We start from the raw sequence: 16,454 nt of genomic DNA on the forward strand, positions 1-16,454 counted from the left end.
CAATGACCACCCGCTGTCGGTCTTCAGTTACGGCGGCGAAGCCGCACTAGAACGACGATCGCGGTGATCGCCATTGCGACGGCCGTCGCGATCGACGCGGCGTGCATGCCATCGACGAATGCCACGTGCGCAGAGTTCGCCAGCGCATCCCCCGCATCACCCGGCAACGTGCGCGCAAGCGCGATGGCGCCACCGAGCGTTTCCTGCGCCGAATCCGCCTGCTCGCCGCCCAAGTTCGACACATCGAGCCCACGCCGGAAGAACGACATCACCACGGTGCCCAGGACGGCGACACCCAACGCGATACCCAGTTCGTAGGCCGTCTCGGACACAGCCGACGCCGCACCTGCTCGTTCGGGTTCGACCGCATCGACCACAAGGTTCGACGTCAACGTCAAGGCGATACCTGCGCCCGCACCGACGAGAACGAACCCGAGAATGAACAGCGTCGGCCCGCTGTCCACCCGAAGCCCGAACAACAACGCTGCACCGACGGCCGCCGCTGCGAGTCCTGCCCCCAGCACCGTTCTCGTGGACCAGATTCGGATCAGGTAGGCAGCTACCAGTGATGTCACGATGCTCGACGCCGTGCCGGGCAGCAAGAGCAGGCCCGCCTCGAGCGGGCTGTTGCCGAGGACCAGCTGCAAGTATTGGGCACCGAAGAACAGCACGCCCGCCAAGGCGAACACCGACAGGAAGTTGGTGAACACCGCAGTCGAGAACGACGGGTTCGCGAACAACCGGAGGTCGATCATCGGATCGGCCAGCCGCTTCTGCCGCCGCACGAACGCGATGCCCGCGACGATTCCTACGGCTGCAGCGGCACTGTTCGCCACACTGATGCCATGTGCCGCTGTTTCCTTCACTGCGTAGACCAACGGCACCAGGGCGAGCATCGACAGACCGGAACTGATCAGGTCGAATTTGCCGGGGTTCGGGTCCTTCGACTCGGGAATCACCAGCGGACCGATTGCGATCAGCGCAAGCATGACCGGAATGTTGATCAGGAACACCGATCCCCACCAGAAATGCTCGAGCAGCCAACCGCCGACGAGCGGACCCGCGGCCGCTCCGCCACCTGCCATTGCACCCCACAGTCCGATCGCCATGACCCGTTGCCGCGGATCGGTGAAGATCGTTCTGATCAATCCGAGCGTTGCCGGCATCAAGGTCGCACCCGACACGCCTTGCAGCACGCGGGCCGCGATCAGCATCTCCGGGCTCGTCGAGAACGCAGCCACCACGGACGCAATCCCGAATCCGGCCGCGCCGATCAGCAGCAGCTTGCGCCGACCGACACGGTCGCCGAGGGTGCCCATCGTGATGAGCAGACCGGCAAGCACGAACGAGTACACGTCGATGATCCAGAGCAACTGGTTGCTGGTCGGTGCCAGATCCGAGCTGATGAACGGGAGCGCCAGGTCCAGCACAGTCCCGTCTACAGCGATCAGCAGTACCGCGAACGCAAGGACGACGAGGCCGAGCCAGTCTTTGAGCGTCGCCGACCCCTGCGAATCTCCGGACTGGGCCTGTGCCGACTGGGCATGTGCAGACTGGGGCTCCATGCTGTGCACCTCACTCACGTGCTTCTTCTCCTCATAACTTCTGCGACCGCTGAACCGTCCAGCCGGTACAGCAACAAGGCTACAGTGAACCGTCCAGCCGGTAAAGCGCGATTTAGTAGAGTGGGCACCATGTCGTCCGACACCCGAGACCGAATCCTCGACGCCCTGGAAGAGATGCTGCTCGACCAGGGCCTGACGAAAGTGACGCTCGAGAACGTCGCAGCAAAAGCCGGAGTATCCAAGGGCGGTTTGCTGTACCACTTCAACACCAAGGACGCGATGATCGCCGCGATGGTGCGACGCCTGGGCGAACGGTCCGACGAGCAGCGCGCCCTGGCCGGCGAAGGCGGCACCTCCGTCGCTCAGTGGTATCTGCAACCCCCTGCATCCATCTCCGACAAGGAGACAGCGCTCTACCGGTCCACGCTCGCGGTACTGCGCAGCGTCGACGGCAATCCCGGAGAGATTCACCAGGCCGTCACCGAAGTCATGCGCTTGTGGGACGAAGGACTACGTACCGAGATCAGCGATCCGGTGACCGCCGAAATCGTCCGACTCGTCGGAGACGGCATCTACCTCGGGGCGTTGCTGGATCTGCCGCCCGTCGACCCGGACCTGCACCAACGAGTCGTCGAGCGGCTACTCGGACCAGATCACGTCAAGTAGCGGTAGGCCGGCGAACCCGGTTCCAGTTGTTCTACCCCGAGATGGGACGCACGCATGCGTTCGAGCAACGCGCTCAATCCCGTTGCAACCCCGAGTTCGATTCCGACCAGCGCCGCACCGGTCTCCCGATTGTTGCGTTTGACGTACTCGAACAGTGTGATGTCGTCGTCCGGACCGAGAACCTCATCGAGGAATTTCCGTAGCGCTCCGGGTTCCTGCGGAAAGTCGACCAGGAAGTAGTGCTTGAGCCCGAGGTGGACCAGTGATCGCTCGAGAATCTCCCCGTAGCGGGACACATCGTTGTTGCCGCCCGATATCAAGCACACCACGGTGCTTCCCGGTGTGACCGAGATTTGCTTCAGCGCAGCGACACTCAGCGCGCCCGCAGGCTCGGCGATCACACCTTCGTTCTGGTACAGCTCCAGCATCGCCGTGCAGATCGCACCCTCGTCGACCTGCGTCATAACGAACGGTCCGAACGCGTCGCTGCGTGCGGGGAACGTCGGCACTGCCACCAGAGGTAGCGACGCGTGCGACACCACTTCCGCGCCGAGCAGCCGTAGAGCTTCGTAGGGAACATCGCCGATTCGGCGGACGGCGGCACCGTCGACGAAAGGATCGATATCGGACAACGTCACCGGTCCGCCCGCAATCAAGGCCGCAGTCATCGATGCCGCACCCGACGGTTCGACTCCGACCAGCGCAGTGGCGGGTGAACGCTCCCGCAGATAGGTCGAGATCCCCGCGATGCATCCGCCGCCGCCGACCGGCATGACAACGGTGTCCGGGGCCGCACCCAGTTGCTCGACGATCTCGGCAGCGATAGTTCCCTGACCCGCCACCGTCCGCTCGTCGTCGAACGGCGGGACCATCGTCGCACCGGTGCGAGCGGCGTCCTGCGCTGCAGCCGCGGCCGCGTCGTCGAAGGTCTCCCCGACGACGATGAGCTCGACGAACGGGCCGCCGTGCACGCGGATCCGGTCGCGCTTCTGCTTCGGAGTGTTGACCGGCACGTAGATTCGCCCGCGTACCTGCATCGAACGGCACGCGAACGCGACGCCCTGCGCATGGTTTCCTGCGCTCGCCGTGACGACGCCGGCAGCCAACTCCTCAGGCGCCAGCTGCGCCATCAGGTTGTATGCACCGCGGATCTTGTACGAGCGAACGATCTGGAGATCTTCACGTTTGAGGTAGACATTCGCGCCGGTGGCAGCGGACAGGCGCTCGCAGAACTGCAGCGGCGTTGCCGCGACGACGTCCGAAATTCGACGAGCAGCCACATCGATGTCGTCCGCAGACACTGCGAACGATCGACTGCTGGACACGACGTCAGACGAGTTGGACACCCGTCCATGCTGCCACCAGCGCCGATTCGGCTCCTAACCGGGACTAGCCACGAGGCGAAAACTGCGAAGGAAGCGGCACGTTCCGCAGATTCGACTTCGCCATCTGGACCGCTTCCCCGACGCCGCCGTTCATCACCATCCGCGACATGGCAAGGGCGAACCCCTTCACTTGCTCACCGGTGATGCTGGGCGGCAACGACAGAGCATTGGGATCGGTGACGATGTCCACCAGCGCCGGACCGTCATGATCGAGTGCGGCACGAATCCCGGATTCCAGATCACCTGGCTGTTCTATCCTCCGCGAGAAGATGCCCAGCGCTGCGGCCACGGCCGCATAATCGGTGGCGGGGACGTCCACGCCGAAGTCTGGAATACCGTCGACCAACATCTCGAGCTTCACCATCCCGAGCGTCGAATTGTTGAACACGACGATCTTCACCGGCAACCGATACATCGCTACCGTCACCAATTCGCCCAGGAGCATCGACAGCCCACCGTCGCCGGACATGGAGACCACCTGCCGCGACGGGAATGCCACCTGCGCGCCGATCGCATGGGGCAGCGCATTGGCCATCGAGCCGTGCAGGGCCGAAGCGATGAATCGTCGTTGTCCGTTGGGGTTGAGATAGCGCGCCGTCCACACGTTGCACATGCCGGTGTCGGCGGTGAAGATCGCGTCCTCGGCGGCGAGATCGTCGAGAATGGATGCCGCGTACTCGGGGTGAATGGGCGTGCGCTGCTTGACCGGCTTGGTGTACGCACCGACGACCTTCGTCATGAGCTTGTCGTGCCGATCGAGAGTCCGCTCCAGGAACTTCCGGTCGGTCTTTCGCTCCACCAACGGCAGCAGGGCAGCCAACGTGCTCTTCGAGTCACCGTGGACCGCGAGATCAAGACTCGTTCGGCGCCCCAGCTTTTCGGCTGCGCTGTCGATCTGGGCCGTGCGGACATCGGCGGGGAGGAACTGGTCGTACGGAAAGTCGGTCCCGATCAGCAGGAGAAGATCGGCGTCGTGAATTCCGTCGTGGGCTGCGCCGTAGCCGAGCAACCCGGTCATGCCGATGTCGAACGGATTGTCGTACTGCACGAACTCCTTGCCGCGGAGTGAATGTCCGATCGGCGCGCCCACCTTCTCGGCGAATTCCAGCAGTTCCGGACGAGCGTCGCGAACACCCGCGCCGGCGAAGATAGCTACGGTCCCAGCCGCGTTCACTGCTGCAGCCAGCGTCTCGACGTCCTCCGCCGCGGGCACCAGCGACGGTGTCGCGGTCCGGACGAACGCCGGAGCCGCCCGGCCGATCGGCTCGTCGGCGATGTCACCGGGCAGTGTCACCACCGCGACCCCGGACTTGCCGATAGCATGTTGCAGAGCCGAATGCACCACCCGTGGAGACTGTTCGGGCGTGCTGATCAGCTCCGCGTAAACCGAACACTCGACGAACAAGCGGTCCGGATGAGTTTCTTGGAAGAAACTCGAACCGATCTGCGCGCTCGGGATGTGTGACGCGATAGCCAACACGGGCGCACCCGAGCGAGTGGCGTCGTACAAGCCGTTGATGAGGTGCAGGTTGCCCGGTCCACACGACCCAGCACACACCGCGAGCTTGCCCGTCAGCTGAGCCTCCGCGGCCGCTGCGAATGCGGCCGCTTCCTCGTGGCGAACGTGTATCCAGTCGAGCCCGCCGGCCTTCGCTCCCCCACTTCGGCGGACCGCGTCGACGATCGGATTGAGACTGTCCCCGACTATTCCGTAGATTCGCTCGACACCCGCCTCGATCAGTTGCGTGACGATTTGGTCGGCGACGGTCTCGTTTCTCAACTTGCTGGTCTCCCTCAGGATTTGGTCAATACGAACACAGGGATTTCTCGATCGGTCTTCTTCTGATATTCGGCGTAATCGGGGTATGCCTCGACTGCGCGCTCCCACCAGAGTGCCTTCTCGTCGCCGGTCACCTCGCGGGCGACGTAATCGGCCTTCTCGGTGCCGTCCTGCAACTCGACGTGTGGCTCGGCTTTGATGTTGAAGTACCACACAGGATGCTTCGGGGCACCGCCCAGCGACGCGACGACTGCGTACTCACCGTCGTGTTCGACGCGCATCAGCGGTGTCTTCCGAAGTTTGCCGGACTTGTTGCCCTTGGTCGTCAGTAAGATGACTGGCATTCCGTTGAGGCTGGTTCCCTCAGTACCGCCGGAACCTTCGAGAAGTTCGGCTTGTTCGCGGGCCCAGTCCGATGTGCTCGGTTCGTATTCTCCGGTCAATGGCATGACATCCAGTCAACACCCGACACCCGCACAACGCCACCGACCCCAGCATCCACGTCGGTCGAATCCCGGAAGTTCGGTGGACCGAATCTTCTCGTGCGTATACCCTGACATGGGTACGCAGCAATGCCGAACGGAGTGAACTCTTGTGACCCACGCAACTCTCAGCACGTGGACGCGTCGACGCGCCAGCACGAGCACCGTCGACATCGCAGGTACCGACTGGCCGGTGTACAAGATCGAAGCACTCGTCCTCGGCGCCCTCGTCTTCCTCGGCGCGCTCGCGCTCACCACATCGCTGCAGGTGGCTGTCCTCACCAGCGCCGCCTCGACGGTGGTGGCCTGGTGGACGTTGCTTATCGTCGAGCGTCGCGCGGCCCGGCACCCACGGTGACCGAACGACTCATTCGGTCACCTGACGGGCTGAACGCGCAACTTCCAGCCCACGCTCAGGTTGCAACACGCGCCTGCGCTGCAACCTGCGCAGCCCGGCACCCACGGTGACCGAACGACTCATTCGGTCCCGAACCCCGCCGAACGACTCACCCGGTAAGGCATCCCGGCCCGAGCAGAGCTTTCAGATCACCCATCAGCGCCGACGTCGGGGTAACCCGCAAGCTGTCGTCGAGCTTCATCGCCGTGACCTTGTCACCACTGACCAGTCGAAGGTGAACGTCGGAGGTGCCGGGGTGGCTCATCAGGATCTTCTTGAGGGCTCCGACCTTGTCGGCCGTGCATTGACGTGTCGGGAGGCTGACCGCAAGGGGCTTCGCGACGCCCACGGCCGAAAGGTCAGGGACAGCAAGGTCGTTGGCGATGAGCGAGATGCGATCGTCTCGAACCGACACCCTGCCCTTGACGAGCACCACCGAGTCCTCGGTGACGTCTGCGCCGAACACCGAGTACGACTGCGGGAAGAACAGCACCTCGATACCGCCTACGAGGTCTTCCAACTGGGCCGAGGCCCACGTCAGTCCACTCTTGTTGATTCGACGGTTGACCGAGGCGAGGATGCCGCCGATGGTCACCTGCGTACCGTCCTTGACGTCCCCTTCGAGAATCGCCGGGATGTTCGTATCCGACTGAGCGGCGAGCATGTGCTCGACACCGAGTAGCGGGTGACCGGACACGTACAGGCCCAGCATTTCGCGCTCGAGCGCCAGGCGATGCTTCGATTCCCATTCCTCGTCGGGCACACGGACGTTGAACACGGCGGAAATGGACTCGTCCGCGTCCTCACCTCCGAAGAGGTCGAACTGGCCGATTGCTTCGGCCTTCTTCGTTCCCATCACCGCGTCGATCGCGTCGGCGTGAATGAGCATCAAGCCCTTGCGAGGATGTTCGAGTGAGTCGAACGCTCCCGACTTGATCAGCGATTCGGTGACCTTCTTGCTGCACGCGGTCGCATCGATCTTGTTCAGGTAATCGGAGAAGTCGGTGTACTTGGACTTCTCTTCCCGCGCGCGGATGATCGACGCCACGACGTTGGTACCGACGTTGCGGACTGCTCCGAGACCGAAGCGGATGTCCTTGCCGACGGAAGCGAAGTTGAGCTCGGATTCGTTGACATCGGGTGGAAGCACGGTGATTCCGAGCTTGCGGCAGTCGGCGAGGTAGATGGCCGACTTGTCCTTGTCGTCGCCGACGCTGGTGAGCAGACCGGCCATGTATTCGCCGGGATAGTTCGCCTTGAGGTATCCGGTCCAGTACGACACGAGCCCGTATCCGGCCGCATGCGACTTGTTGAACGCGTAGCCCGCGAACGGCAGAACGGTATCCCACAACGCCTTGATGGCTGCTTCGGAGAAGCCGTTGTCCAGCATTCCCTGCCGGAACCCTGCGTATGCCTCTTCCAGCACCGAGAGCTTCTTCTTACCCATGGCGCGTCGCAGCAGATCGGCCTGGCCGAGCGAATACCCGGCGACCTTCTGCGCGATCTGCATGATCTGCTCCTGATACACGATCAGGCCGTAGGTGTCCTTGAGGATTTCGGCGAGCGGTTCCTCGAGCTCAGGGTGAATCGGCTTTACTTCTTGGCGACCGTTCTTGCGGTCGGCATAGTCGTTGTGCGCGTTCATGCCCATCGGGCCGGGTCGGTACAACGCCAGGACGGCGACGATGTCCTCGAACCCCGTCGGCTGCATCCTGCGGAGGAGATCCCGCATGGCGCTACCGTCCAACTGGAACACACCGAGTGTGTCTCCGCGGGCCAACAATTCGTACGTCGCGGGGTCGTCGAGGCTGAGCGTGTCGAGGTCGACGTCGACCCCGCGATTGCTCTTGATGTTGTCGATGGCGTCACCGATGACGGTGAGGTTGCGCAGCCCGAGGAAGTCCATCTTGAGCAGACCGATGGCCTCGCACGACGGGTAGTCCCAGCCGGTGATGATCGCGCCGTCCTGCGCTCGCTTCCACACCGGAATGGCGTCGGTCAGCGGCTCCGAGGACATGATGACCGCGCAGGCGTGAACGCCGGCGTTTCGAATCAGCCCTTCCAGCCCGCGGGCCGTCTTGTAGATGGTGGCGACATCGGGATTCGAGTCGATGAGCGCTCGGACCTCGGTCGCTTCCTTGTACCGCTCGTGCGCCGGATCGGTGATGCCTGCCACCGCGATGTCCTTGGCCATGATGGGCGGTGGAAGCGCCTTGGTGATCTGGTCGGCGATCGCGAATCCCGGCTGGCCGAACTGCACGCGCGCAGAGTCCTTGATGGCGGCCTTGGTCTTGATGGTTCCGAACGTGATGACCTGCGCGACGCGGTCACTGCCCCACTTCTCGGTGGCATACCGCACCATTTCGCCACGACGACGATCGTCGAAGTCGATATCGATATCGGGCATGGACACGCGCTCGGGGTTGAGAAATCGCTCGAACAGCAGACCGTGCGGCAGTGGGTCGATGTTGGTGATGCCCATCGCGTACGCGACGAGCGAGCCTGCTGCCGATCCACGACCCGGTCCGACGCGGATACCGACAGAACGTGCGTACGCGATGAGGTCACCGACGACGAGGAAGTACGCCGGGAAGCCCATCTCGAGAATGACGGAGATCTCGTACTTGGCGCGATCGCGGTATTCCTGAGGGACACCGTCCGGGAACCGCCACTCGAGGCCGCGGTCCACCTCTTTGGTCAGGAACGATCCCTGGGTATCGCCTTCCGGGACAGGGAAGATGGGCATGCGATCGCGGTGCGCCCACACGTCGTCGTACGGCTGGACACGCTCGGCGATCAGCAGCGTGCTGTCGCACGCACCGGGCACCTCGTCATCCCACAGCGCCCGCATCTCTGCTGCGGACTTGAGGTAATAGCCGTCGCCGTCGAATTTGAATCGCGTCGGATCGCTCAGGGTCTTGCCGGTCTGGATGCAGAGCAGCGCTTCGTGGTTTTCCGCTGCGTCTTTGGTGACGTAGTGACAGTCGTTCGTAGCGAGAGGCGGGATCGACAGCTTCTTGCCGATATCGATCAGTCCTTCGCGCACGCGCCGCTCGATGGACAGACCGTGGTCCATCAGCTCGAGGAAGAAGTTCTCCGGGCCCCAGATCTCCTGCCATTTGGCTGCCGCTTCGAGGGCCTCTCGATCCTGGCCGAGACGCAGCCGCGTCTGTACCTCCCCCGACGGGCACCCGGGGGTCGCGATGATCCCTTCGGCGTGCGTCGCGATGATCTCCTCGTCCATGCGCGCCCACTTGCCCAGCTGACCCTCGATCGAGGCCAGTGACGACAACTTGAAGAGATTCCGTACGCCCGTCGCGTTCTCGGCGACCATCGTCATGTGCGTGTACGCGCCGCTACCGGAGACATCGTCCGACTTCTGGCTGCGATCGCCCCACAGCACGCGCTTCTTGTTGAATCGCGACTCGGGAGCGATGTACGCCTCGATACCGATGATCGGTTTGATTCCGGCCTTCTTGGCCTCGTTGTAGAACTCGCTGGCGCCGTACATGTTGCCGTGGTCGGTCATTCCGACTGCCGTCATCTCGAGACGCGCAGCCTCTGCGAACATAGGCGCGATCTTGGCGGCCCCGTCGAGCATCGAGTACTCGGTGTGGTTGTGCAGATGAACGAACGAGTCAGCCACGAAGTTGTCTCCTGAAGGTCGAGCGGGTCGATATGTCGAGACGCAAAGTGCACCTCACTCTAGGCGCTGGAACCGACAGATTTTTCCGCACTCGCGGTGTGTCACGCGTACCTGCGTGTCGCACCTGGGCGCGTCGTGACAGGTGTGACGGAAGAGACCGATGGGAGCGCCGCGATCGAGAACGGAGGCATGCCTCACGGCGGCGGGATCGGTCCGTCATCGGGCAGCGCGCCCACGACATCCACGTAGTCCGGTAGCAACGCCCGGACCGCGAAACGTCCGGCAACAGCGTCGGACGGTAGCGCCTCGACTGTGCGAACACCGGACGTCGCTTGGATCGACCGCAACGAGATCCCACTCGCGTGCACCACCAGACCCACTACGCAGTCGCACCCGGCAGCCAGCCGAGGCAACGACGCCGCGTCGATCTGCGATTGGCGATCCCATTGGCCGGTCGAGCCGTGCAGCCCGGACGCTGCGGTGTCCTCGGACGCCAGCACCGACTGCTCGGTGCCGGGCACCCCTACCACGATTGACGGGGTCTGGACCCTGTCCATCGGAACGCGGATCAGTACCTGCGCAATTCGTGTGCCGCCTGCGGATTCGTAGGCCGTCGCGGGAGATGTCGCGGCCGCAAACGACACGAGCGCCCAATGAAGGTCTTCGTCGGCTGCCGCATCCTGCACGCTCTGCACGGAGCGCGAGGTGTAGTTTGCGACAGTCTCACCGTTGTCCGGTCCGAGTCGGTCGGTGTTCACTCCCGGCTGCGGCAGCGGGATCATGACACCGACGACCGCGAACAGGACAAGAGTCACCACGACGAGCGCGCATGCCTCGGCAACTCCCCGCACCCATCTCATGCCGAGCGCAGCACCTCGAGTGCATGTTCGAGATCGGCCGGATACTTACTCTCGATCTCCACCCAGCGACCGTCCGACGGGTGGGCGAATGCCAGCGACTTGGCGTGCAGCCATTGGCGTTCGAGGCCGAGGCGTTCGGCAAGGCGTGGGTCGGCACCGTAGGTCAAGTCGCCGCAACACGGGTGCCGCAGGGCCGAAAAGTGAACTCTGATCTGATGGGTGCGCCCGGTTTCGAGATGGACGTCGAGCAGGCTGGCGGCCTGGAAAGCCTCGATCGTGTCGTAATGGGTCACACTCTCTTTGCCGTCGGCCCGGACGGCGAACTTCCAGTCGTTGCTGCCGTGTCTCCCGATCGGCGCATCGATGGTGCCGCTGCTCGGATCCGGATGCCCCTGTACGAGTGCGTGATACCGCTTCTCGATGGTCCGCTGCTTGAACGCGCGCTTGAGCAACGTGTACGCCCGTTCCGAGGTCGCCACGACCATCACTCCCGACGTCCCGACGTCGAGACGGTGCACGATTCCCTGACGCTCGTGCGCTCCCGACGTCGAGATGCGGAAGCCGGCTGCGGCAAGACCACCGATGACCGTCGGCCCCGTCCACCCGACACTGGCATGGGCCGCGACACCGACAGGTTTGTCGACGGCAACGATGTCGTCGTCGGCGTACAGAATCTCCATGCCGTCCACGGGAACAGCTTCGACAGTGAGTTCACGGGCAGGCTCGGGAAGAACCACTTCGATCCACGACCCGGCCGACAATCGGTCCGACTTGCCGACTGCGGTGCCGTTCACCGCAACCGAACCTTCTTCCGCCAGCGTCGCCACGACGGTGCGCGACAGGCCGAGCAATCTGGACACACCCGCATCCACCCGCATACCGTCCAGGCCGTCGGGAACCGGCATCGAGCGCGACTCTCTCACTTTTGTTCCGCCGCACCGGAATTGGCGACGTCCTTCTTCGACGACACCCGTTCTCCGTTGGGCTCGAAGCCGAGCAGACTCACTGCAACCAGCAGGATCGCGCCGCACACGATGGAAGAATCAGCGACGTTGAACACCGGCCACCATCCGACGGAAACGAAGTCCACCACATGCCCCTGCAACGGCCCGGGAGAACGGAAGAAGCGGTCGATCAGATTTCCCAGCGCGCCGCCGAGAACAAGTCCGAGTCCGATCGCCCACCACGGCGAACGTAGAGTCCGGCCGATTCGAATCACGGCGATGACGACACAAATCGCAACGATGGTCAGGAGCCACGTCATGCCCGTTGCCATCGAGAATGCGGCACCCGGATTGCGTACCAGCCGCAGCGTGACCACATCGCCGATGATCTCGACCGGCCTACCCGGCGCGATGAAGTGCACAACCGCGATCTTGGTGACGAGGTCGAAGGCGAGAATGAAAAACGCGATCACGATCAGCATCCGAGTGCGCAGTGGTCGTCGAGCCTGATCCCCTGAGGCTGCCGAGGCCGAGCCGACGTCCGAAGCCGGTCCAGGCACAGCGGCGGACGCATCTGCAGCGGTCTCCGGCCTTTCGGCAGCGGTATCCGGGCTGGAATCTGGACTGGGCGAATCGGTCGGGCGGTCGTCACTCACACCCCTATCATGTCGCATCGAAGCCCTGCGCCTGTCACCCGCATCTGCGACGACACCGCACGCCTGCGTGCGGTGTCGTCGAGCATCCGTAGCCTGGTCCCGTGATCTCGACTTCCGAAACCCCGATGCGACGCCTTCGCGCTCTTGCCGCCGCAGTCGCCGTGACCGCGCTCCTGGCCGGTTGTGGAGCCTCCGACGACGATGCACCGTCCGACACGGCAACGTCGTCGACGACATCGGGAGTGGCGCTCCCAGTCACCCCGGTGACGGTGGCCGTCGTCGACGCGGGAGCAGAGCCACGAAGCCGGCTGACGCAAGACCTGTCCGGCGAGCAGTCGGTTCTACTGACCACCCGCTCGACCGTCACCCAGCAGATCGACGATCAGTCGGTTCAGGACTTCTCCACACCGGAATTGACGGTGCCGCTCACGGCGCAGTCGCCCGAATCCGATTCGGACCGCACGGTAGACCTGCGAATAGGTAGTGCGACATCGGCCGACCAACGACTCACCGAGGCACTGGCAGCGGCCGACGGCTCGGAAGCCGGGTTGACGGTCACCGACACCGGCGCGGTGACGGCGCTCTCGATCGCGCCCGCCGAGGCCGCGCAGGACTCCGCCCGCGCGGCCATCGAACAAGCCCTCAATCAAGCCGTGTATCGCTCCATCTCGTTTCCGGAGGGCGATGTGGGTGTCGGTGCAGTCTGGACTGCAGATCAGCAGGTCATCAGCGGTCTCACGCTCAACCAGCGGACTACCGCGACACTCCGGGAGCGAAACGGGGATCGCCTCACCATCGACCTTCGAATCGAGCAGACGCCCGAGTCGACGACGCTGGAGCTACCGGACGACGCGGGTCAGTTGGCCATCGACGCGTACACCATGACCGGCACCGGAACGCTCGAGATCGATCTGAGTAAACCGCTGCCCATCTCCGGTGAGGTCACTGTCGGCGGCAACCAGCAGTACAGCGATCCGGAGGGCACCACCGTGCTCCGTCAGGACATCAGCGACACCCTTCGATGGACGACACAGTGAGGCGCCGACACACGATCTGGACGACGACGCTGTCGACAGTCGCCATCACGGTTCTCGCTGCCTGCGGCGCCGCCGAGGACACTCCCGACGAGGCCCCGCTCGCCGACCTGGAACCTCGGGTAGTCGCACCGCAACCGCTCAACGGCTCGCCCATCACCGACTCGACCGTTCTGAGCGCCAGGATGCTGCTCGTCGCGGATGTGCCCGACGGTTTCGCCGTCATCCCGGATCCAGTCCGCGATCTCGGACTCGATCCGGCTCCCGACTACGACGCACAGGATCGTTCCGGGACCGATCCTCAGTCGTGCGCCGACGTGCTCGCCACGGTCGCGCAGCAGTCTCCCGGTGCGTCCGCCGACGCCGAGGTTCGGTACTCGGGACCCGAGTTCTCCTCCATCGACGAAGATGCGGCCAGCTATGCCGACAGCGGCGCCGCCGCGGCCTTCGATGAGGTTCAGAACGCCTTCGCCCAGTGCACCGAGTACACGGGCACGGACGCCGACGGCGTCGGCGTGAAGTATCGGCTCGGTGCCCGCGAGCAGGAAACGATCGGCGATGCGTCCACTTCGGTGCGGCTGGAGACGACGAGCGAGGGCTACACGTTGGTGGCGGACGCTGTCGTAGCCGTGGTCGACCACACTGTCGTACAACTGGTGGTGACCAGCCAAGAGGGCGTGGATCCAGCCTCGTTCACCGCTCTCGCGAAGACCGCAGCGGACAGGATCAGAGGGAACGACGCGGGCGTCTAGTGCCCCGAACGCACCGGTGCCGGTGTGGTGCTCCTCATCGGAGCACCACACCGGCACCGGGAACTGCGCACGATCTCGTGTGCAGCAGCGAATCAGTCGACTAACGCAAGCTGGCGACTATGCGCAGGCGGGCGACGTCAGCTGCGCGAGCTGAACAAATCCACACGCGTTGGCCTTGGACAGCTTCCAGACACCGTTCTCGGCGACGAAGACGAAGCTACCCGGATTGGCCTGACCGTTGATGGACAGCGTGGCGCCAGCGTTCAGGGTGCCGTCGCCGAGGTCGTCGACGCTGGTGATCTCGATTGTTGCACCGTTCTGGACGGCTGCGGCCGCGACCTGGTTGATGAGCTCCGGATCGGCCTCGGCGCCCTGGATCAGCTGCGCCTTCTCCTCGACCGGAACAGCCGGATCCAAACCGCGCGCCAGTTCGGCATTGAGCTCTTCGGGAGTGGGCACGGGCGGGTAGTCGCCTGCCGGCTCGGGGGCGGTGGACGCCGAGGAGGCGGCGGATGCCGACGTGGTCGTCGGCGTCTCTTCGTCCCCTCCGGAGCTGCACGCCGTCATCGTCAGCGCGGCGGCGATCGCGACGCCGGCAACTACGGCCTTTCGGGTGTTACGAAGCTTCAAGTGCTCTGTCCCTTCGGTCTTACTTCTCGCGGTCTTTACTTCTCGGTCACTTGCTGTTGCGGTTCTGAGCAACGTCGGCCTGAGTTCGTCCCGGCCGCTCCACTATGCCATCCGTCTACTCGGGCGGAAAGGAGCGAGGCTACTCACCGGTAGGAATCACTGTCATTCCAAGCTGTCGAGAGCATCCGCCACAACGAGCATGGCGTCGTCCTCTGCGAACGTTCGTGCTCGCCCCGGCCCGGTGGACCGGGTCTCGAAGCGAACTGTCACCACGGAATGTCCCGCCCCCTGGATCCATCCGTGCCCGTATTCAGGATGCCTTACATCCACGCCGGGATGCCACTTCGCCCCGTACTCGCGCGCTGTCGGCGCCGGTTCGATCGCGGTCCCGGCGGCCGCGAGCAGGTCCTCCGAGTGGTAGTCGAGCTCGGGAAACAACGAACCCTGTTGGACCGCGGACAGACCGGTGAACGAGACACCGACCAAGCGGATCGGCCCCAGTTCCACCGGATCGAGCACCTGCCGTTGTGCAGTGGCCACGAGGGTCTGCTTGTCCACGGTCGCGTAGGGCAGCGTCACCGAACGTGTGACGATGCTCATGTCCGATTTGCGTAGCTTGAGTACCACGGTGCGCGCACCGCGGCCGTCCTCGAGCAGACGCCGATGGGCCGCATCCGCACTCGCTTCCACCGCCTTTCGCAACTGCGCGAGAGTCACCAGGTCGTGCGCGAACGTCGTCTCCGCGCTGACTTGCTTCGCTTCTGCTCGTTCTGCCACGACGCGGTCGTCGATTCCCCGCGCCAGCTTGTGCAGACTGGGTCCGATCGTCGCGCCGAGGATGGACGCGACCTCGGATTCATCGGTCGCGACGAACTTCCCGATGGTGTCGATGCCGAGCCGACGAAGCTTTTCATCGGCGACAGGTCCGATCCCCCACAGCTTGCGGACCGGCAAGGCGGCCATCAACGCCGTCTGCTCGGCAGGCGTGACCACCTTGACTCCGTCCGGCTTGGCCAGTCCCGAAGCGATCTTGGCGATCTGTTTTCCCGAGCCGGCTCCGAGCGAGGCAACGAGTCCGGTCTCGGCGAGGACCAGACCGCGCAGCATCTCGCAGAACTCGACCACCTCGGCAGCAGTCGCGCCCGCGAGTTCGGCGGGTTCACCGAATGCCTCGTCCATCGACAACTGTTCCAGCACCGGCATTCTCGCGCGCAGCCCGTCGAACACGCGTTTGCTCAACGCCTGGTAGAGCGCACCACGAGGTGGCAGCACCACTGCTGAAGCACCCACGAGTCGACGCGCTTGATGCATCGGCATCGCCGATCGAGCTCCGAACGTGCGCGCCTCGTAACTGCATCCGGCCACCACCCCGCGGCCCCCCGCACCGCCGACAAGCACTGGCCTGCCCCGCAACGTGGGCCTGGTGAGCTGCTCGACCGAGGCGAAGAACGCATCCATGTCGAGATGCAGCACCCAGCGCCGACTGCGAGAGTCGATCACGACCGAACGATACCCGTACGCACTCTTCGCATCACATGCCTTCGAGCTCGAAGCCCAGAGCGGCAGCCGCACGACGCGGGGACGGCTCGGCCCAGTGCTCTGCATAGACGTCGTTCGCTGACAACGACCGAGTTATCGCCTTGTCGATGTACACGAC

At 64.1% G+C, this 16,454-nt stretch carries 14 protein-coding genes; 4 read left to right on the forward strand and 10 right to left on the reverse strand.

Annotation, left to right across the window (positions count from 1 at the left end):
- Positions 1 to 23: 23 nt before the first annotated feature.
- Entirely contained in the window at positions 24 to 1,565 is a 1,542-nt protein-coding gene (locus tag A2J03_RS28485; protein WP_068381346.1) for an MFS transporter, read from the reverse strand.
- Between the two features lie 129 nt (positions 1,566 to 1,694).
- On the opposite strand from A2J03_RS28485, the gene A2J03_RS28490 reads away from it, so the two are divergent.
- Positions 1,695 to 2,231 carry a TetR/AcrR family transcriptional regulator gene (locus tag A2J03_RS28490; protein ID WP_068381349.1) on the forward strand — a complete coding sequence of 179 codons (537 nt, stop codon included), beginning with the start codon at positions 1,695 to 1,697 and terminating at the stop codon, positions 2,229 to 2,231.
- Here the strand turns inward: A2J03_RS28490 and ilvA are convergent.
- From ilvA to A2J03_RS28505, 3 genes are read right to left on the reverse strand one after another with little or no spacing between them, the layout of a single operon-like run.
- Positions 2,219 to 3,577 carry a threonine ammonia-lyase IlvA gene (ilvA, locus tag A2J03_RS28495; RefSeq protein ID WP_068381289.1) on the reverse strand — a complete coding sequence of 453 codons (1,359 nt, stop codon included), beginning with the start codon at positions 3,575 to 3,577 and terminating at the stop codon, positions 2,219 to 2,221. The two genes, A2J03_RS28490 and ilvA, sit on opposite strands and share 13 nt — an antisense overlap.
- A 43-nt stretch (positions 3,578 to 3,620) precedes the next feature.
- On the reverse strand, positions 3,621 to 5,396 hold the full coding sequence (locus tag A2J03_RS28500; RefSeq protein WP_068381291.1) for a pyruvate dehydrogenase: 1,776 nt from the start codon (positions 5,394 to 5,396) through the stop codon (positions 3,621 to 3,623).
- Between the two features lie 14 nt (positions 5,397 to 5,410).
- Positions 5,411 to 5,845 (reverse strand): nitroreductase family deazaflavin-dependent oxidoreductase, encoded by a 435-nt coding sequence (locus tag A2J03_RS28505; protein WP_068381295.1) that lies wholly within the window; start codon positions 5,843 to 5,845, stop codon positions 5,411 to 5,413.
- 145 nt (positions 5,846 to 5,990) lie between these two features.
- Here A2J03_RS28505 and A2J03_RS28510 point away from each other — a divergent pair, with 145 nt between their 5' ends.
- The gene (locus tag A2J03_RS28510; RefSeq protein ID WP_068381306.1) at positions 5,991 to 6,236 is read left to right on the forward strand and encodes a hypothetical protein; all 246 of its coding nucleotides are present in this window, start codon (positions 5,991 to 5,993) and stop codon (positions 6,234 to 6,236) included.
- 148 nt (positions 6,237 to 6,384) lie between these two features.
- Here A2J03_RS28510 and dnaE read toward each other — a convergent pair whose 3' ends face one another.
- The 4 genes from dnaE to lspA all read right to left on the reverse strand — a co-directional run bounded on the left by dnaE (position 6,385) and on the right by lspA (position 12,381).
- Positions 6,385 to 9,921: a DNA polymerase III subunit alpha gene (dnaE, locus tag A2J03_RS28515; protein WP_068381310.1), complete on the reverse strand. Its 3,537-nt coding sequence runs from the start codon at positions 9,919 to 9,921 to the stop codon at positions 6,385 to 6,387.
- Between the two features lie 194 nt (positions 9,922 to 10,115).
- Positions 10,116 to 10,781: a hypothetical protein gene (locus tag A2J03_RS28520; protein WP_068381314.1), complete on the reverse strand. Its 666-nt coding sequence runs from the start codon at positions 10,779 to 10,781 to the stop codon at positions 10,116 to 10,118.
- The gene (locus tag A2J03_RS28525; protein WP_068381317.1) at positions 10,778 to 11,704 is read right to left on the reverse strand and encodes an RluA family pseudouridine synthase; all 927 of its coding nucleotides are present in this window, start codon (positions 11,702 to 11,704) and stop codon (positions 10,778 to 10,780) included. The genes A2J03_RS28520 and A2J03_RS28525 overlap by 4 nt, the downstream gene beginning before the upstream one ends.
- The gene (gene lspA / locus A2J03_RS28530; protein WP_068381320.1) at positions 11,701 to 12,381 is read right to left on the reverse strand and encodes a signal peptidase II; all 681 of its coding nucleotides are present in this window, start codon (positions 12,379 to 12,381) and stop codon (positions 11,701 to 11,703) included. The genes A2J03_RS28525 and lspA overlap by 4 nt, the downstream gene beginning before the upstream one ends.
- 125 nt (positions 12,382 to 12,506) lie before the next feature.
- On the opposite strand from lspA, the gene A2J03_RS28535 reads away from it, so the two are divergent.
- Together A2J03_RS28535 and A2J03_RS28540 are read left to right on the forward strand one after the other, a co-directional pair.
- Positions 12,507 to 13,418, forward strand: coding sequence for a hypothetical protein (locus A2J03_RS28535; protein WP_068381353.1), 912 nt, complete (start codon positions 12,507 to 12,509; stop codon positions 13,416 to 13,418).
- Complete coding sequence (locus tag A2J03_RS28540) at positions 13,403 to 14,167, forward strand: hypothetical protein (protein ID WP_068381323.1); 765 nt, start codon at positions 13,403 to 13,405, stop codon at positions 14,165 to 14,167. The genes A2J03_RS28535 and A2J03_RS28540 overlap by 16 nt, the downstream gene beginning before the upstream one ends.
- Positions 14,168 to 14,284: 117 nt before the next feature.
- On the opposite strand, the gene A2J03_RS28545 is transcribed toward A2J03_RS28540, so the two are convergent.
- Together A2J03_RS28545 and A2J03_RS28550 are read right to left on the reverse strand one after the other, a co-directional pair.
- On the reverse strand, positions 14,285 to 14,797 hold the full coding sequence (locus tag A2J03_RS28545; protein ID WP_068381326.1) for a hypothetical protein: 513 nt from the start codon (positions 14,795 to 14,797) through the stop codon (positions 14,285 to 14,287).
- A 162-nt stretch (positions 14,798 to 14,959) separates the two neighbouring features.
- Entirely contained in the window at positions 14,960 to 16,255 is a 1,296-nt protein-coding gene (locus tag A2J03_RS28550; protein WP_442971422.1) for a DNA polymerase IV, read from the reverse strand.
- Between the last annotated feature and the right edge of the window lie 199 nt (positions 16,256 to 16,454).

It is taken from the genome of Rhodococcus sp. EPR-157 (genome assembly GCF_001647195.1).
In the GTDB taxonomy this organism is placed as follows: domain Bacteria; phylum Actinomycetota; class Actinomycetes; order Mycobacteriales; family Mycobacteriaceae; genus Rhodococcoides.